Annotated in this window: 15 protein-coding genes and 1 pseudogene; 4 read left to right on the top strand and 12 right to left on the bottom strand. The window is 69.7% G+C overall.

Annotated elements, in window-relative coordinates; all coding sequences use genetic code 11:
• Window positions 1-44 precede the first annotated feature (44 nt).
• The 7 genes from ABD204_RS02690 to ABD204_RS02660 form a co-directional block, all read right to left on the bottom strand.
• Entirely contained in the window at window positions 45-416 is a 372-nt protein-coding gene (locus tag ABD204_RS02690; protein WP_194423158.1) for a response regulator, read from the bottom strand.
• Window positions 413-784: an STAS domain-containing protein gene (locus ABD204_RS02685; protein WP_194423157.1), complete on the bottom strand. Its 372-nt coding sequence runs from the start codon at window positions 782-784 to the stop codon at window positions 413-415. The genes ABD204_RS02690 and ABD204_RS02685 overlap by 4 nt, the downstream gene beginning before the upstream one ends.
• Before the next feature lie 71 nt (window positions 785-855).
• Complete coding sequence (locus ABD204_RS02680; protein WP_194423156.1) at window positions 856-2,268, bottom strand: PP2C family protein-serine/threonine phosphatase; 1,413 nt, start codon at window positions 2,266-2,268, stop codon at window positions 856-858.
• Entirely contained in the window at window positions 2,265-2,588 is a 324-nt protein-coding gene (locus tag ABD204_RS02675) for an STAS domain-containing protein (RefSeq protein WP_194423155.1), read from the bottom strand. Before ABD204_RS02675 ends, ABD204_RS02680 begins: the two co-directional genes overlap by 4 nt.
• On the bottom strand, window positions 2,585-3,397 hold the full coding sequence (locus ABD204_RS02670; protein ID WP_194423154.1) for a dolichyl-phosphate beta-glucosyltransferase: 813 nt from the start codon (window positions 3,395-3,397) through the stop codon (window positions 2,585-2,587). The genes ABD204_RS02675 and ABD204_RS02670 overlap by 4 nt, the downstream gene beginning before the upstream one ends.
• A complete protein-coding gene (locus ABD204_RS02665; RefSeq protein ID WP_194423153.1) occupies window positions 3,394-4,674 on the bottom strand; it encodes an oligosaccharide flippase family protein in 1,281 nt (426 codons plus the stop codon). Before ABD204_RS02665 ends, ABD204_RS02670 begins: the two co-directional genes overlap by 4 nt.
• Window positions 4,671-5,828: a glycosyltransferase gene (locus ABD204_RS02660; RefSeq protein ID WP_206697128.1), complete on the bottom strand. Its 1,158-nt coding sequence runs from the start codon at window positions 5,826-5,828 to the stop codon at window positions 4,671-4,673. Before ABD204_RS02660 ends, ABD204_RS02665 begins: the two co-directional genes overlap by 4 nt.
• Before the next feature lie 157 nt (window positions 5,829-5,985).
• On the opposite strand from ABD204_RS02660, the gene ABD204_RS02655 reads away from it, so the two are divergent.
• On the top strand, window positions 5,986-8,946 hold the full coding sequence (locus ABD204_RS02655; protein WP_194423151.1) for a hybrid sensor histidine kinase/response regulator: 2,961 nt from the start codon (window positions 5,986-5,988) through the stop codon (window positions 8,944-8,946).
• 15 nt (window positions 8,947-8,961) lie between these two features.
• Here the strand turns inward: ABD204_RS02655 and ABD204_RS02650 are convergent, their stop codons facing one another.
• The 5 genes from ABD204_RS02650 to ABD204_RS02630 form a co-directional block, all read right to left on the bottom strand.
• The gene (locus ABD204_RS02650) at window positions 8,962-10,044 is read right to left on the bottom strand and encodes a GtrA family protein (protein ID WP_206697228.1); all 1,083 of its coding nucleotides are present in this window, start codon (window positions 10,042-10,044) and stop codon (window positions 8,962-8,964) included.
• Window positions 10,045-10,049: 5 nt separating this feature from the next.
• Window positions 10,050-11,027, bottom strand: coding sequence for a phosphodiester glycosidase family protein (locus tag ABD204_RS02645; RefSeq protein WP_194423150.1), 978 nt, complete (start codon window positions 11,025-11,027; stop codon window positions 10,050-10,052).
• 77 nt (window positions 11,028-11,104) lie between these two features.
• On the bottom strand, window positions 11,105-11,764 hold the full coding sequence (locus ABD204_RS02640) for an IMPACT family protein (RefSeq protein ID WP_194423149.1): 660 nt from the start codon (window positions 11,762-11,764) through the stop codon (window positions 11,105-11,107).
• Between the two features lie 65 nt (window positions 11,765-11,829).
• Window positions 11,830-14,214, bottom strand: coding sequence for a phosphoenolpyruvate synthase (gene ppsA / locus ABD204_RS02635; RefSeq protein ID WP_194423148.1), 2,385 nt, complete (start codon window positions 14,212-14,214; stop codon window positions 11,830-11,832).
• Window positions 14,215-14,232: 18 nt separating this feature from the next.
• Window positions 14,233-15,057 (bottom strand): pyruvate, water dikinase regulatory protein, encoded by an 825-nt coding sequence (locus tag ABD204_RS02630; protein WP_194423147.1) that lies wholly within the window; start codon window positions 15,055-15,057, stop codon window positions 14,233-14,235.
• Window positions 15,058-15,214: 157 nt separating this feature from the next.
• Here ABD204_RS02630 and ABD204_RS02625 point away from each other — a divergent pair.
• The 3 genes and pseudogenes from ABD204_RS02625 to ABD204_RS02615 all read left to right on the top strand — a co-directional run.
• Window positions 15,215-15,565: pseudogene (locus tag ABD204_RS02625) on the top strand (Gfo/Idh/MocA family protein); the annotation flags it as partial.
• A gap of 236 nt (window positions 15,566-15,801) precedes the next feature.
• Entirely contained in the window at window positions 15,802-16,263 is a 462-nt protein-coding gene (locus ABD204_RS02620; RefSeq protein ID WP_409263986.1) for a Gfo/Idh/MocA family oxidoreductase, read from the top strand.
• Window positions 16,260-17,306: a lactonase family protein gene (locus tag ABD204_RS02615; RefSeq protein WP_194423146.1), complete on the top strand. Its 1,047-nt coding sequence runs from the start codon at window positions 16,260-16,262 to the stop codon at window positions 17,304-17,306. Before ABD204_RS02620 ends, ABD204_RS02615 begins: the two co-directional genes overlap by 4 nt.
• The last annotated feature ends 7 nt before the right edge of the window (window positions 17,307-17,313 follow it).

Genomic DNA, 17,313 nt, shown 5'->3' with positions numbered 1-17,313 from the left:
CGGCGACGTCGTGTGCCGAGGCGGGGGCGAGGTCGCGACATCGGTCACGGCGTGGCGTGCGGCAGCCCCAGGGCCTCCAAGCATTCGGCCACCGCCTTGGTCATGACGGGCTTGGGGAGCACCGCGTCCACGCCCAGTTCGGCGGGGTCGGCGCTCGGCAGATCGACCACCCCCGAGACCAGCACGAACCGGGGCTTGGGCACGCGACCCGACAGCGAACGGAAGAGGGTCAGCCCGTCCTCGTCGGGCATGCGGTAGTCGCTGAACACGACGTCGAAGGCGTCGTCGTCGAGGAGTTCGCGGGCGTGCTCCGGGCCGTCGGCCTCGTGGACGTCGTAGCCGTTCTTCGCGACCAGGTGCGCCAAGACCGCGCGCGAGACCGGGTCGTCGTCGACGATGAGCGCTTCGCCGGTCACCGGTCGGCCTCGTCTTCGGTGACGAAGTCGAAGATCTCGTCGAACCGGGTCAGATCGAACACGCGCCAGGGTGCCGATCCCCGGGGGGCGACGAAGTCGATGGGGGTTCCGGTCGCGCCGCACCGGCGGTGCGCCTGGACGAGTGCGGCCAGTCCGGCGCTGTCGAGGAAGTCGACCTGCCGCAGGTCGATGCGCAGGCGCGCGGCGCTCTCCAGCTCGAGCGAGGCCACGCACTCCCGCAGGGTGGTCGCCGTCACCGCATCCACACGTCCGGTCAACATCAGCCGGGTTCCCGCCACCCCCAGGGGTCGGGTCGTGATCCGCAGGTCACCGCCCGGGGAGGTCACCTCGTCATGGCCGTCGACCATCGCGTGTCTCCTCGTGTCGTGCGACGCCGGAGCGTCGCTGTCGGCGCCTGGAATCCCGATCGTAGTGGAGCTCATCCCGCTTCATCGGAGGCTCCGGCACGTAGGGCGAAGACGGTCTGATCGTCCGAGCGCGCCGTTCCCGCGGCGAACGCCTCGACGCGGGCGAACATCTCATCGACCATCTCCGGCATCGACAGGCGTGCGACATCGAGGCACAGCGCGCAGAAGCGGTCGTAGCCGAACAGCTCTCCGGCGGGCTCCTCCTGCTCGGCCAGCCCGTCGGAGGCGACGATGAGCGTGGTGTCGTGCGTCAGCGGGATCCGCGACGGCTCCGGTGCGCGACCCCGGATGACGCCGAGGGGCGGGGCGGTCGCCGGCACCATGCGCACGCTCGCCGCGACCTCCACGACGGGGGAGTGTCCCGCGTTGTAGATCACGGCGGTGCGGTCGTCGGCTCGGACGTAGCCGAAGGCGAGCGTGACGAACATCCCGAGCTGGTCGAGATAGTCGAAAAGCTCCTCTTCGAGGTGCCGCCAGACGGCGGGGAGGTCGTCGGGGGAACCGCCGGCGAACGCCGCGCGGAGGGCGCCGACCGCGCGCGACATGACGATCGCCGCCGGCAGTCCCTTCCCGGACACGTCACCGGCGGCGAACCACAGTACATCGGGGGCGGCGACGCTCACGTGGAAGTCCCCGCCTGACACGTGCGCGGGGACACTCCGTGCGACGAGCTCGACCCCCGGTACGGTGGCCGGGCTCGCCGCCAGCGTCGCCTGGGCGATCTGCGACGCGATCCGGTGTTCCTGCTCGAGGGCGGCACGTCGGACGGACGCCTGGTGCATGACGTGCATCGACAGTCCGAGCTCGAGCATCGCCGCGACGGTGTCGATCAGCTGTATATCGGCCGTGGAATAGGCGTCGCCTCCGGAGCGGACAAAGCCCAGCGCGCCGAGGCGGGTGCCCTCGTCGCCCCGTGTCGCCACGGGTGCGGTGACCAGCCGGCTTCCTTCGTCGACGGTGAGGTCTTCGTCGTCGGTCACCCGGGCGCGCGCTCGGACCCGTGCCCGGGCGAGGTGGTCGAGACCCTCGGCGCCGCCCCGGGTGCGCTCGCCGCCGTCGAGCACCGTCGGCGCGGTGACCAGCAGCGTCATGTCGGAGCCGGTGAGGGTGCGGGCCGTCTCGAGCATGTCGTCGAACACGGCGGGGGCGTCGAGCACCTCCACGATCAGATCGGTCAGCTCGCCGATCGCCGCCAGGCGTTCGTGCGATTGCACCTGTGCCTCACTGAGTGCCCGGATCTGGGCGAACTGGCGTCGGTAGGCCTTCGACGCGGTCGCGATGCTCCGCAACAGCGCCGGATCGGCCGACGCGATGTCGGCGAAGTCCCCCAGGGGGCCGAGGTCGAGCTCGGCGTCGGGCGGGGGCTCATCCGGCGCTCGCAGCCAGCGGGAGACCCGCCTGCGTCGATCGTCCGCGGCGGTCATGGGCCGTCGCCGGCTTCGCCGGAGGTGATGGTGAAGACCATGTCCAGCTGGGTGATCTCCAGGATGACGCGCACCGGCGGTGAGGGTCGGGAGAGGACGAGCGACCCTCCGGCCCCGGTGGCCTGCTTGTTCAGCCGGATGAGCTCAGCCAGCGCCGTGGAGTCGATGAACACCACCTGCTCCAAGTCGATGGTGACGGTGGCGTCCGTGCGGACGAGGCCTTCGACGCAGGCGCGGAACTCCGCCACCTCGTTGGCGTCGAACCGCCCCGCCAGCTCGACACGAGCCGATCCTCCCGGCGAGTCGATCGTGATCCTCATCGTCCCTCCTCCTTGTCTGGGTGCCTGCGGGGTGTCGCGTATTGGCCGCGCAGGTCTCGCCATTTGATCGCGACGAGGTCACGCAGGAACAGTAGGCTCACGGCGATCGCGCTCACGGTCGACCCGGGGGCGTCGATCCATTCCACCGGCACCTCGGCCACGCGCAGGTGACGCTTGCCGGCGAGATACAGCACTTCGAGGTCGAACGAGAACCCGTCGACCCGCTGTGTCGTGAACAGCTCCTGTGCGGCGTCACGGGTGAACAGCTTGAATCCGCACTGGGTGTCGAGCACCGTGATCCCGAAGACGATCCGCACCAGAGTGTGCAGGCCCCAGCTGAGCACGCGTCGGAGCCTGCTCTTGTGGCGTACTTCTGCGCCTTCCGCCTTCCGCGACCCGACCACGACGTCGAACCCCTCGGCGGTCTTCGCCTCGAGCATCTCGAACTGCTCGATCGGGGTGGACTGGTCGGCGTCGGCGAACAGGACGAGGTCGCCGCGCGCGGCGAGCATCCCGCGGCGCACCGCGCTCCCCTTGCCCCCGTTGCGTTCGGCCACCAGGACGCGCAGATTCGCAAACCCCAGGTCGCCCACCAGGCGCACCGTGTCGTCGGTGGAGCCGTCGTCGGCGACGATGAGCTCCCACGGTCGGCCGCTCGCGCTCATATGCGTCGCGATCGCCCCGATGGTCGGCAGGATGCGGATCTCTTCGTTGTAGGCGGGGATGACCACCGACACCTCGGGCACACCCTCGATCGGGGTGTTCACCCAGGCCTTATACGCGTGGTAGCGGTCCAGCGGTTCGGTCATATGGCGCCTCCCTCGTCGGTGCCGGCGGGTCTCGGACGACGGACCGCGGCGTCGACCCCCATCGCCGCGACGAGCGTGGCCATGGCGACGATCTGGGTCAGGATGAGCTGCGCGATGTCGTCGTTCCAGATCAGCAGGAGAAGCAATTGCAGGACGGCTCCGGCGAGGACGAACACGGACGGGCGCAGTGTCCCCTTCGACAGGGCCACACTCGCCACCAGGTTCGCGACCGCGAAAAGGGTGGTCGCCACGGCGTAGGCGGCCAACGGGACCGACAGTCCGGCGTAGGCCTCGCCGATGACGATCCCCAGCACCGGTCCGCCCAGCCAAAGTGCACCGGCGGCGCACAGCAATCCCATGCCGCTGATGACGACGATGCTGGCCCGCAGGAGACCGGTCGACTCGTCACCGCCCGCGTGCCGTCGTGCGACCACCGGGAAGACGACCGTCGCCACCGACCAAGAGAGGTAGAACACGGCGCGGCCCACCAGGGCGACGGCGGCGTAGACGCCGGCGTCGGTGGGGGTCAGCGCGGCCTTGGAGATCAGGACGTCGCTGTTGTTGGCGATCATCTGGGCCAGTAGCAGCACCGAGACGAAGGCGCCGTAGCGCCCGACCTGGCGCATCGGGATCGCCGGTGCCGGCGAGGTTCCGCTGGAACGGGCCAGAAGGGTCACCGACAGCCAGGTGACCACGAACGACACCGACAACCCGATGGTGGCCCCGTTGACCCCCCAACCGGCGGCGACCAGGCCCACGGCCACGCCCAGGCGGGTGAGCATCTCGATCACGAAGGTGCTCGCGAGCATCCCGAACCGGAGGCGTCCCTGCATGACGCCGCGCCCGATCGCCTGCTGCAGATAGAACGGCAATCCGAGCCCGAGGATCACGAACGGCCACGCCGACTCGGTCTGGAACAGGTCGGACCAGGCCTGCGCGGGGGCGATGAGGGCGAGGGCCGCCGCGACACCCGCGCCGGTGGTCCACCATCGCAACGATCGGGCGACACGGTCGGCGGCGCCGGGGTTGCCCGTCGCCTCCGCCACGCTGGTGTACCGCGCCGTCACCATCTCGAGCCCGAGGGCGATCGCCGTCGCCGTCAGCATGAGGGTGACCATGAGGTTTGCGTCGGAGAACTCGGCCGGCGTGAGCACGCGGCCGAGGAAGATGTTGAGGGCGTAGTTGCCGATGTTGGCCAGCAGCATCGCGACGGACAGCATCGTGGCGCCGGACACGATCGCCCGGGTGCCGTCGGTACCTCGCCGCTCGGCCGTCACGAGGACCTTCGCGCCAGGATCCGCTGCAGGTGGATGACGTGCCAGTGGACGACCTCCGACATCGGGATGCCGGTGGCGGCGGCGAAGTTCTGTCGCCCGAGTGCGTCGCGGCGCGATTCGTCGTCGAGCACGGACGACAGGGCGGCGGCGAGGCTCTCGGGGTCACCGGGCTCGAAATACTCCCCGGCGAAGCCCTCCTCCTCGATGATGTCGACGAGGTCGCCGATGCGGGGGAGCACGGCGGCGCGACCGTACTCACCGGCCTGGTGCAGCACGCCGGAGCTGCCGGTGGTCGAGGTGTAGGGGAACGCGACCACCGCGGCGCCGCCGAAGATGCGCGCGACGTCCTCCTCGGCGACATAGCCGGTGAACTCCAACCCCTCGAGGTCGGGGTTCGCCTCGGCGACCGACGCCAGGTAGCCCTTCGCGTTGGGGCTGTCGGTACCGGCGATCACCAGACGCAGGTCGTCCCCGCCGCGTTCGCGAAGCATCCGGTACGCGTCGATGAGCACATCGACCGTTTTGTATGTGCCCCACTTGCCGAAGGCCAAGATCGTGCGTGGCCCGTCGGGCACGGCGAACGAGGGCACCGCGATCTCCTCGAAGCTGCCGTGCGGTGAGAGCAGCACGTTCCGGGCCTTGTACGACGAGCGGACGAACTCGACGTACCGCGGGATCGTGAGGGCGACGTAGTTCGCCAGCAGCAGGGCCCGCGTCAGGGCTCGTCCGGCCAGCTTCATCACGCGCGCCATGACGGCGGAGCCCGCGAAGCCCGCATCCTGCATGTCGACGTTGTCGGCGAGGTTGTGCAGGATGACCCCGGTCGGGGTGCGCAGAAGGCGCGTGAGGGCCGGAGCGAGTAGTCCGAGCCCGCCGGCCACCTTCGTGTCTGCGAACGTGGCGAACTGGAGGTTGAACAGCACGGCGTCGGGCTTCTCCCGCCGCACCGCCCGACACAGGCGGAAGAGATTGGACATGGCGTTGAACCGCCACGACACCACGGCGGTCACACCGGGCAACGGCGCGGGCGGGCCTTCGGGCGTCTCGTCGGCGAACACGATGACCTCACCCACGGACTCGTGCCGCGACAGGTGCGACACGAAGTGGAATCCGTACTCGTTCAGACTGTTCTTCCCCGGGGGGAACGCGGTCACGAATCCGATGCGAAGCGGCCTCGATGCCGTCGCCGCCCGCTCTGCGTCATCGTTCTGCTGTGACAATCGGCACCCGCCTTGCTCGTCTTGGGCCGATACTATGCGAATCATGCGGGTCGCCGTCAGGTGACGCGTCGAAACCGTCGGCGGAGGCCACTTGTCCCACACCGTGACCGAACGGATGCCGCGCCCGATCGCGGCGACCTTCGTCGCGCTCGCCGTGGCGTGGGCGCTCGGCGTGGCCGTGACCGTCGCGCTCCCGGAGAATCCGACCGCCGGGCTGGCGCTGTTCGCCGTCGTCGAGGTCGGCGTCTTGTGTCTGCTTCTGATCCGCGCCGTGCGCGGCGGGCGCGAGGGGCTCGTGTGGTGGCTGATGGCCGCCGCGGTGGCCTCGCTCGTGTCGGCGCGGGGCGTCGCGCTTCTGCAGGACCCCGGACTCGACCCGCTCCGGATGGTTCTGAATACCGCGTTCGTCGTCCTGTTCGTCGCGGGGGCGGCGACCCTCGCGCGGCGTCGGACGTCCCGCCGTTCGCTCGCCCTCGTCCTCGACGCCCTCATCACGACCCTCGGGTTGGCGGCGCTCAGCTCGCTCCTCGTGCTGCGACCGTTCCCGGGCATCCGCGGCGACGACCTCATGGTGCTCGCCGAGGTGGGCGGGCCCCTGCTCGCGCTCGGCGCACTTGTCGGTGCGCTCACCGCGCTCGGCCGCGCTCCGACGAGCGCCTTCTGGCTGGTCGGAGGCGGCATCACCCTCATCGCCGCCGCGACGGTGCTCTCCGCGTTGCTCGACGCCGGCGCCACACCGCTACCCGCGGGGGCTCCGCCGGCGGGTGCGCCCGCCGAGGGGGTGCCGCCGACCTCATCGTTGCTCCCCGAGGAGATCGGGTGGATGGTGAACGCGTTGTGGCCGATCGCGGTCCTGCTGATCGCGCGGGGGGTATGGGCGTCGAAGCCGGCGCCGACGAAGACGCCGCGCTCGGCGATCGTCGCGTGGCTTCCGTACATCTTCCTGTTCGCGGCGCTCGGCGTGGTCGTCGCCGCGGCTCTGGTGCCGGTGCCGACGGTCGCGGTGCTGTGCGCGACCTTGGCTCTGCTCCTCGGGGCCGCCCGCTTCGTCGTGACCGTCCGCACCCTCGACCGCCTGCGGCGCGAGACCGTCGAGATGAACGCCAAGCTCGAGATCGCCAACCGTGAGACCAAGGCCGCCGCCGACGCGAAAGCGGCGTTCCTGGCCACCATGAGCCACGAGATCCGCACGCCCATGAACGCGGTGGTCGGCATGACGGGCCTGCTGTTGGACACTCCGCTCGATCGCACGCAGCGGGACTACGTCGAGACGGTGCGCCGCAGCGGCGACATGCTGCTGGACCTGATCAACGACATCCTCGACTTCTCCAAGATCGAATCCGACGGGCTCGTCCTCGAACGTCGACCCTTCAGCCTCCACGCCACCGTCGAGCACGCTGTCGAGCTGTTGGCCTTCGCGGCCGACGGCAAGGGCGTCGAGCTGCTGTGCGACATCGGTGCCGATGTGCCCGACGGCGTCGTCGGCGATCAGACCCGCACCGGTCAGATCCTCGTGAACCTCATCGCGAACGCCGTGAAGTTCACCGAGGAGGGGTCGGTGACGGTGTCGGCACGTGCGGTCGGCGAGGGCGCCGTGGCGATCGCCGTGCGTGACACGGGGATCGGCATCCCCGAGGATCGACGGGACCGGCTGTTCCGCTCCTTCAGCCAGGTCAATTCCTCGACCACGCGACTGTACGGCGGAACCGGGCTCGGGCTGTCGATCAGCAAGGCGCTGTCGGACGCCATGGGCGGCGACATCACCGTGGACAGCGAGGTCGGCGTCGGCTCGGAGTTCACGCTCATGCTTCCCGTCGAACGCGCGGAGTCGCCGGTCACCTCCGCGGCGGGAGATGACGAGGTACTGGTGGGACGGCGCGCCCTCGTCGTCGACGACAACCCCGCGAACCTCGAGATCACCGGCGCGCAACTCGATCGGCTCGGCGTCGCCAGTGAGACGGCGGCCGATGCGGTCGAACTGCTCACACGGATCGCGCGCATGCGCGTTCCCGATGTCGTCGTCCTCGACATGGTGCTCCCCGACATGGACGGCGTCGAGCTCGGCCGCCGCATCCGACGCGTCGCCGGCTGGGAGCACGTGCCCTTCGTCCTCCTGTCGAGTCTCGGCGCTTCGCTCGAGCCCGAGGAGCGCGACATGTTCGCCGGTGTCTTGAACAAGCCCGTGATCCGCCCGACGCTGCGCCGTGCGCTGCTGGAGGCGCTCGGCTCGCGTGAGACGGGGCAGGCCCCCGCGGCGGGTGCGACCGCCCGGGGGATGCGCGTGCTGCTCGCGGAGGACAACGAGATCAACCAGAAGACATCGTCCCTGGTCCTGCAGAAGCTCGGCCACGAGGTCGTCGTCGTCGGCGACGGCGCCGCCGCGCTCGCCGCGGCACGGCAAGAGCGCTGGGACGTCATCTTGATGGATGTGCATATGCCTGAGATGGACGGCATCGAGGCCACGCGACGCGTGCGCGACCTCGAGAGCCCCCACGGTGACGTTCCGATCATCGCGCTGACCGCCAGCGTCGCCGACGACGTGCTGCGCGACGCCCGCGAGGCCGGTGCCGACGGCGTCCTGGGCAAGCCGTTCCGCACGGAGGAACTGGTCGGCACACTGGATGAGGTCGCACGCCGTCCGAGGACGACGCCCGTGACAACGCGGCGCGAGGTGTCCGCGCCCGCCACCGACCCACGACCCGAGGAGGAACGCGTGGAATCCGACTCCACCACCGTCATCGACCCCGAGTACCGCGAGATGCTACTCGAGTTCGAACCCGCCCGACTTGTCGGGCTCATCGAGAAGTTCGAAGGACAGTGCGATCAGGCACGCGAGGGGTTGGCCGGGCGCATGGACACCGACGAGTTCGCGGGCCTGCTGCACAAGCTCGTCGGCAGCTCCGGATCACTCGGCCTGATGGATCTCGCGCGCCTGGTGGTCACCTTCGAGACGGCCGTGCGGGAAGGCTCCGACCTCCCCGCGGACTCCACTTCGCGCTTCGAGGCCGAGACGGCGCGGGCCACGACCGCGCTCGTCGAGTTGCGCGGCTGACCACCGCCGCACCCTTCACCGCGAACCGGCGCCGACGGTGTGCACCGCGCGTGGAGGCGCGGGAGCGGCCTCCGACGGCCGGAAGACCACGGCTCGCTGAACGCCGTAGCTGGTGAGGAACAGGACGACCTCGGTGACGACCTTCGCGACCAGCAGAGGTGTGCCCCACCCGGTGAGGGCCTCCATCCACACGATGTTCGAGGCGAGCAGAAGCGCGGCCAGCACGGCGTAGCGTGCGGCCTGGCGGGCGCGCCCGCTCCCGCGCCGGCGGAAGACCACCCGCCGGTTGACGAGGAAGTTCACCGCCGCGCTGACCATTCGGGCGGCGACGATCGAGAACACCAGCGATCCGGTCGTCGCCGAGAAGATCAGCAGAAGCGCGGTGTCCAGCACGAACGCCAGCAGGCCCGACCCCGCGAACAGGACCAGGGGGAGCATCACGCGGAGCGAGTCGACCAGCGGTCGAAAGTGGCTGGAGGCGTTCTGTTCGAGATAGACCGTCTCGATGGGGATCTCCCGTGCGGCCACGCCCGCGCCGCGACTGCGCAACAGGATGTTCTGCTCGTACTCGAACCGGTCGCCCGGCACGGTCAGCGCCCACGGGATCAGCGAGGCGGGAAGACCACGCAGGCCGGTCTGGGTGTCGCTGAGCGGCCACCCCGCGACGAGTCGGAAGATCCCGCGGGAGACGGCGTTGCCGATGCGGCTGCGCAGCGGCACCTCACCGCGGAAGTCCCGGCATCCCAGAACCAGCGCGGGACTGCCGGCTGCAGCGTCGTCACGCAGCGCCCGCGCGATCCGGAGGATGTCCTCCACACGATGCTGACCGTCGGCGTCGGCGGTGACGACGTCGGCCTCCGGCGCCCACCGGGCGATTTCGGCGAAGCCGGCTTTGAGGGCGGCACCTTTCCCCCGGTTCACCGGGAACCGGACCACCTGCGCGCCGACGCGCTCGACCACGGCGAACAGATCGTCGTACCCGGGTCCGCTCCCGTCGTCGACCACCAGGACCGCGAGGTCGGGATCGGCCGACAGCAGATCGTCGACCAGCCGCGGGAGGCGCGGGCCGGGCTCGAGGGCGGGGATCAGCACATGCATGTCGATCACCCCGCGATGTAAAGGATGTCGCTGGTGGCGCGCTCGCCGCCGTTGGACGGGCTGTTGACCAGGTCGCCCGCGAAATACATGGTGGAGGACCCGCCCCCGTCGAGGTTGTAGGCGGTCGTCGCGCCGAGGTCGACGAAGATGTCGGCCAACTCGGTGAGGGTCACCCCCTCGCTGTAGCCGGTCTGTCTGCCGTCGACCACCACGAAGACGAGGTGGTTGTCGTCGATGACGCCGACGGCGGTGCGCGGCTGGTCGCCCTGGATAGAGTGGTTTCCGAAGTTGGTGTCGATCTCGACCTCTTCGATGCCGTCGACGACCGAGCCGTCTTCGACGATCGCCGGACCGAAGCTGAGGGTGTTCCAGGCGCCGGCGGCGAGCAGCTCGTCCGCGCTCGTGGTGGTCTCGTCGTATACCTCGACGGTGCCGTCGGTGAAGAACACCAGTCCGGTGCGCGCGGGTTCGTCGCGGTAGACGACGCCGTTGCGGATCACGATGCCGGTGTCGCGGAAGCCGTAGTAGTCGCCGTTGATCGCGAAGACGGCGCCGTTGTCCTCGGCGATCGTGCTGGTCAGCTCGGTGATGTTCTGGCCGAATCGATTGTCGGCGAACGCGCTGCGCAGCGCCGTGGCATCCCCGAGAGTGACGTCCGCGACGTAATACGTCACCGTCGCGTCGCCCGACCCCTCGACGACCGTCGAGATCTCGAGGGAGGTCTGGCCGTCGGTGTAGGACGTGTCGGTGAGGATGACCTCTGCGTCCTCAGCCTCCTCCTCGGCCGTCCCGGGCTCGTCCACGGTGACCGACGAGTTCTCGGCCTCGTACGCCGCGACGTCGTCGATCTCGACGTGCTCGACGAGATAGCGGTCCGCGGCCCACGCGGCCGCTCCCGACAGGGTGAGGGTGGTCGTCAACGCCGACGCGAGGATCACGTTCCGGCGGCGGATGCGGCGGTGGCGGCGGGTCGAGCGTTCCATGCATCCAGGGATACGCTCCGGGTCTATCCGTCAACCCGCGAACGGCTGATACGCGGCTATGGGCGTCTATGCGGGGCCTATGGGCTCGCGGCCGGAACGTCGGTCACACGCTGTTCCCCCAGACGCGGCTCGACGGTACCTCCGGACGCGGCCGCGATGGTCTCGCGCAGGGAGGCGACGAGGTCCGGTGGCGTCCAGACCTCGAGGCGGGCGTTGGCGCCGTATGCGGTTTCGCCGAGGACGGCGCCGGAGCGCTCCACCCACTCGCGCAACAGGTTGTCGAATCGGCCCGACTCGGCGTGCGACACTTCCACCGACGCGTGCACGAGGGTACGGCGGTGGACCACCCGGGTGTCGTCCAGGGCCTGCGACACCGCGGTGGAGTAGGCGCGGACGAGACCGCCGGCACCGAGCTTCACGCCGCCGAAGTAGCGGCTCACGACCGCGACGACGTCGGTCAGTCCGCGGCGCCGCAGGACCTCCAGCATCGGCACGCCCGCCGTACCCGAGGGCTCGCCGTCGTCCGAAGACCGCGCTGTGTCGGCCTGCAGACCGAGGACCATCGCCGAGCAATGGTGGCGTGCGTCCCACCACCGGCGGCGCGCCGCGGCGATCACCGCCTCCGCGTCGGCGACCGACCCCACCGGCTCCACCCGGGCGATGAACCGCGACTTCCGCTCGACGACCTCGACCTCGCCGGCGGCGGAGATCGTGTCGGGGTGGGCGTGTGCGGTCATGGTCCTCGTCATCTGTTCGTGGGAGCATGACCAACCTACTTCCGCGGAACCCCCCCTGCCACGGCCTACGCGGCGGGGGACGTGCCGTGCGACAGCGCGAGCCACGTGTCGACGACCGTGTCCGGGTTCAGCGAGACCGACTCGATGCCCTGGTCGACCAACCACGCGGCGAAGTCGGGGTGATCCGACGGCCCCTGCCCGCAGATGCCGACGTACTTGCCGTGGCGTCGGCACGCCTCGATCGCGAGGCTGAGCATCCGCAGCACCGCAGGGTCGCGTTCGTCGAACGTGTCGGCGACGAGGGACGAGTCGCGGTCCAGTCCGAGTGTCAGCTGCGTCATGTCGTTGGACCCGATGGAGAACCCGTCGAAGTGTGCGAGGAACTCGTCTGCGAGGACGGCGTTGCTCGGAAGCTCGCACATCATGACGACCTCGAGTCCGTTCTCGCCACGCACGAGTCCGTTCTCGCCGAGAAGCTCGATGACGCCTTCGGCCTCGGCGACGGTGCGCACGAACGGGACCATGAGCTTGATGTTGTCGAAACCCATCTCGTCGCGCACGAACCGCAACGCCTCGCACTCCATGTCGAAGCAGGCGCGGAAGTCCGCCGAGAGGTACCGGGAGGCTCCGCGGTACCCGATCATCGGATTCTCCTCGTCCGGCTCGAACAGGTCGCCCGCGTAGAGGTTGGCGTACTCGTTCGACTTGAAGTCGCTGAGGCGGACGATGACCGGTTCGGGGGCGAAGGCCGCCGCGATGGTCGAGACCCCTTCGGCGACGCGGCGAATGAAGAAGTCCCGCGGTGTCTCGGCGGTGACGGTGCGTCGCGCGACCTCGGCGGCGATGTCTTCGGGGAGGACATCAGGCTCGAGGAGAGCGCGCGGATGGATTCCCACCTGGCGGTTGATGATGAATTCGAGCCGGGCCAGCCCGACGCCGGCGTTGGGCAGACGCGAGAAAGAGAACGCCTGATCGGGCGTGCCGACGTTCATCATGATCTTCACCGGTGCCGTCGGCATGGTCGCCAACTCGGTGACCACTTCGTCGAACCGGAGGAGGCCGTCGAAGACCTCTCCGGTGTCGCCTTCGGCGCAGGAGACGGTCACATCGCGGCCGTCGCCGAGGATCCGCGTCGCATCACCCGTGCCCACGATCGCCGGGATACCGAGCTCGCGCGCGATGATCGCGGCATGGCAGGTGCGACCGCCGCGGTTGGTGACGATCGCAGCGGCCCGCTTCATGATCGGTTCCCAATCGGGATCGGTCATATCGGCGACCAGGACCTCGCCCTGCGCGAACTGCGACATCTGCGACACGTCGTCGAGCACGCGCACCGGCCCTGCGCCGATGCGCTGGCCGATCGCGCGCCCGCGGACGATCACCTCGCTCCGCTCGTGCAGGACGTACCGGCGGGTGGTGCCACCTTCGACCCGCGAGGCGACGGTCTCGGGTCGCGCCTGCAGCACGTACAGCAGACCGTCGACGCCGTCGCGACCCCACTCGATGTCCATGGGGCGGCGGTAGTGTTCCTCGATGGTCATGGCGATGCGGCCGAGTTCCTCGACGTCGGCGTCGGTGAGGGACAGTCGGATGCGGTCATGCTCGGCCACGTCGAAGAAGTCGGTGCTGGCGCCCGCCTGTTTCGCGTCGGTGTAGCGCATCGCGATCGCCTTCTCGCCGACCGACCGCTTGAGGATCGCCGGCCGCCCCGCGTGCAGTGCCGACTTGGACACGTAGAACTCGTCCGGGTTGACGGCGCCTTGCACGACCGCTTCGCCGAGACCGTAGGAGCTCGTGATGAACACGGCGCCGTCGAACCCGGACTCGGTGTCGAGGGTGAACATGACGCCGGCGGCGCCGACGTCGGATCGGACCATGCGCTGGATGCCGGCGGAGAGTGCGACGTCGACGTCGTCGAACCCGTGGTGCACGCGGTACGCGATGGCGCGGTCGTTGTACAGCGAGGCGAAGACGGCGCGGATCGCCTGCAGGATGTTCTCGATCCCGCCCACGTTCAAGAAGGTCTCCTGTTGTCCGGCGAAGGACGCCTCCGGAAGGTCCTCCGCGGTGGCACTCGAACGCACGGCCCACGTCACCGCCTCGGGGTCGGCATCGCGGGAGACGAGGGTGTCATAGGCCCGGCGGACATCCTGCTCCAGGTCCTCGGGGAACGGTTGCGCTTCGATCCAGCTGCGCACGGCCGCGCCGACGCGGGCCAGTTCCACCACATCGTCGGTGTCGAGGTCGTCGACGGCGTCGCGGATGCGGTGCTCGAGCCCGTCGTGCCGGAGGAAGGACCGGTACGCGTCGGCGGTGGTGGCGAAGCCCCCGGGGACACGGACCCCGAGCTGTGACAGGTGGGAGATCATCTCACCGAGGGAAGCGTTCTTCCCCCCGACGACGGGGACGTCGTCCATTCCGAGGTCCTCGAACCAGGCGATGTTGGTCATTCTTGCTCCTTCGAAGGGTCACCCGGGCAGCTTCATGGACTGCATGATGACGGCGGACATCTCCTCGACGCTCTTGACCGCGGAGTTGGTGAAAGGGACCTGGGCGCGTCGGTACAGGTCTTCGGCGCGTCGCAGTTCCGAGGTGCATTGCGCGAGGCTCGCGTACCGCGATTCGGGTCGCCGTTCGTGTCGGACCTGGCTGAGGCGGCGGGCCGTGGTGGTCAGCCCGAAGCAACGGTCCCGGTGGGGGGCGACCATCGGCGGAAGGTCTTCGGTGGGGAAGTCGTCGTCGGTGAGGGGGTAGTTCGCGACGAGGATCCCGTGGTGGAGGGCCAGGTACATGGTGGTCGGCGTCTTGCCGCACCGCGACGGCGCGACCAGGATGACCTGGGCGATGTCGAGCGCTCGAGCGCTCTGTCCGTCGTCGTGCTCGATGGCGTACTCGACGGCGCGCATGCGCGCGAAGTAGCGGTCGGTGTCGCCGAGCCCGTGGTACTGCCCCAGTTGCTCCGACGCCGTCGCCCCGAGCGCCTGCTCGACCTCGGTCAGGTGGCCCCCGAGCAGATCGATGACGTGACCGGGGGAGGCCATCAGCACGGCGGCCACATCCGGGCGTTTCACGGTGGTGAACACGAGGGGGGGCGGTCCGGTCGTCGCCGCGCGGGTGATGTCTTCGGCGACCGCGTGTGCGCCGGCGGCCGTGTCGACGAAGGGGACGGTCTGGCGGACGAACCGGTGGCCGGGGAAGTTCGCGAGGAGGGCGCTGCCCAGCGTCTCGGCGGTGATCCCCGTGCTGTCGGACACGAAGAACGCCGAGCGCAGCTGTGTGGATGCGTGTTCCATCGATCCCCCGTCGTCGTGAGGACCACCATATGGCGAGAACAGTCGGAAATTATGGCGCAGTTGAGCAGAAAGAAGTAGGAAAATTGACGACACGATAGGAGCGCGGTGCGACGGGGCCTCGTTGCGGCGGATCGTGCGCTCGGGGCGCGGGCATACGATGAACACGCCCGTCGTGCGCGCGGGCACCGAATCGCGACCGGGAGGTACCGCCCCGATGAGACTCGCCGTGCTCGGCTCCGGGATGATCGTGCGCGACTTCCTCCCGCACGCCTCAGACGTCGACGGACTCGAACTGGTCGCGATCTGCGGGAGACCGGGTTCGGCGCAGCGGCTGGAGCAGATCCGGAGCGAGTTCGGAATCGACCGCGTCCACACCGACCTCGACGCGTGCCTCGCCGACCCCGACATCGACACCGTCTGGATCGCCGTCCCGAATTCCCTGCACGCCGCCTACGCCCGCCGCGCGCTCGAGGCGGGCAAGCACGTCGTGTGCGAGAAGCCCTTCGTGCTCGACGAGCAGGAGCTGCGCGACCTGCGCGCGATGGCGGAGGACCGGGACCTGATCCTCGTCGAGGCCATCAGCACGATCCATCTCGCGAACTACCGATGGATCCAGGAGAACCTTCACCGCGTGGGGGAGATCCGTGTGATCCAGAGCGACTACTCGCAATTCTCCTCGCGGTTCGACAGATTCCGTTCCGGTGAGGTCATTCCCGCGTTCGACCCCGCGCAGGGCGGGGTGCGCTGCTGGACATCGGCATCTACACCATCCACTTCGTCGTCGGGCTCCTCGGTCGCCCGCGTAGCGTGCGGTACACCCCGAACATCGAGCGGGGCGTGGACACCTCCGGTGTGCTCGTCCTGGACTACGGCGACCGCACCGCCGTGTGCGTGTGCGCGAAGGACTCCGACGGGCCCATCCGCTCGAAGATCCAGGGCGTCGACGGCTGGATCGCCGTGGACGGCCCGGCCAACGCCGTCCCGCAGGTCTCCTCCCGGCGTCGGGGGGAGCAGATCCAGACCCGCGACCTCTCGGTGCACCCGCACCGCATGGTGGAGGAGTTCCGCACCTTCGTCGACATGGTGGCCCGACACGACACCGCCGCGCGCGACCGGTTACTCGACCACAGCCAGGCGGTCCTCGCCGTGGCCACCGCCGCGCGCCGCTCGGCAGGTCTCATCCCGACGGAACAGGATCCCTCGTGAGCGAATCCCTCGTGCTGGTCGCCAATGCCCGCGACGGGTCGCTGTCGTTGTTCGGCTTCGACGGGACCGCACTGGAGCGGATCTCGGTCACCGGGGGTCTCACGGGATGCTCGACATTCGCCGTCGATCCGGCCCACGATCTGGTGTACGCGGCGGTCAAGGGAGAACCGGCCGGACTGGTCACGCTCTCGCTGGACCGCGACACCGGTCACCTCGAGGAGGTGTCGCGTCGCGACCTGCCTCGTGGGGGCATGACCTACCTGGCGCTCGCGCGCGACGGCGAGGTGTTGCTCGGCGCCTCCTACGGGGGTGGATACGGATTCCTCAGCACGGTCGTCGACGGCGTGGTGGGTGATCCGATCTCGGAGATCGAATACGCGAATCTGCATGCCGTGCTGCCCGACCCCTCCGGGCGCTTCGCCTACTTCGTCGCGCTGGGGGACGACCTCGTCGCCCAGTACGCGATCACCGACGACCCGTCACTCGCGCCGCTCGAGCCGGCCACCGTCGCGTTCCCGGCGGGGACCGGCCCCCGCCATCTGGTGGTGGGCGCGGAAGGCGACGCGGTCTACGTGCTGACGGAGTTCAGTGCGGATGTGGTGCGCCTGCGCCGCGATCGTCGTGCCGGCACGCTCACCTACGACACGGCGGTCGCCGCGCACGATCCCGCCGCCGGCCTGCCGCGCGGGGTGTTCGGGGAGGATCCGCGGGTCGAACCGGCGCTGTGGGGCGCCGACCTGCACTGGGGGGCCGGTGAGCGCCACCTGTGGGCGTCGGAGCGGTCCACGAGCACCCTCACGGCCGTTCCTGTGGCAGCCGACGGCTCCCTCGGGCCCGCAACGACGACGACGCCGACGGAGCCTCAACCGCGCGGGTTCGCGGTGAGCGCCGACGGTGCCCACCTCGTCGCCGCCGGTGAGCGGAGCACCACGGTGTCGCTGTACGCCGTCGACGGGGCGCGGCTCCACCTGCTCCAGCAGGTCGAGACCGGGGGCGGCGCGAACTGGGTCCGCTTCATCGGTCCGCACACACCCACAGCCTGACCCGCCG

The sequence above is a fragment of the Microbacterium aquimaris genome, from assembly GCF_039531285.1.
Taxonomy (GTDB): domain Bacteria; phylum Actinomycetota; class Actinomycetes; order Actinomycetales; family Microbacteriaceae; genus Microbacterium; species Microbacterium aquimaris.
The sequence above is the reverse complement of the archived record's forward strand: the minus strand, read 5'-3'. Positions and strand labels throughout refer to the sequence as shown.

What these genes read in the sequence shown, in the direction of transcription:
- ABD204_RS02640 (WP_194423149.1), bottom strand. Translation starts at nt 11,764, where the DNA reads ATGACCGCACACGCCCACCCCGACACGATCTCCGCCGCCGGCGAGGTC.
- ABD204_RS02680 (WP_194423156.1), bottom strand. Translation starts at nt 2,268, where the DNA reads ATGACCGCCGCGGACGATCGACGCAGGCGGGTCTCCCGCTGGCTGCGA.
- ABD204_RS02645 (WP_194423150.1), bottom strand. Translation starts at nt 11,027, where the DNA reads ATGGAACGCTCGACCCGCCGCCACCGCCGCATCCGCCGCCGGAACGTG.
- ppsA (WP_194423148.1), bottom strand. Translation starts at nt 14,214, where the DNA reads ATGACCAACATCGCCTGGTTCGAGGACCTCGGAATGGACGACGTCCCC.
- ABD204_RS02650 (WP_206697228.1), bottom strand. Translation starts at nt 10,044, where the DNA reads ATGCATGTGCTGATCCCCGCCCTCGAGCCCGGCCCGCGCCTCCCGCGG.
- ABD204_RS02670 (WP_194423154.1), bottom strand. Translation starts at nt 3,397, where the DNA reads ATGACCGAACCGCTGGACCGCTACCACGCGTATAAGGCCTGGGTGAAC.
- ABD204_RS02630 (WP_194423147.1), bottom strand. Translation starts at nt 15,057, where the DNA reads ATGGAACACGCATCCACACAGCTGCGCTCGGCGTTCTTCGTGTCCGAC.
- ABD204_RS02675 (WP_194423155.1), bottom strand. Translation starts at nt 2,588, where the DNA reads ATGAGGATCACGATCGACTCGCCGGGAGGATCGGCTCGTGTCGAGCTG.
- ABD204_RS02685 (WP_194423157.1), bottom strand. Translation starts at nt 784, where the DNA reads ATGGTCGACGGCCATGACGAGGTGACCTCCCCGGGCGGTGACCTGCGG.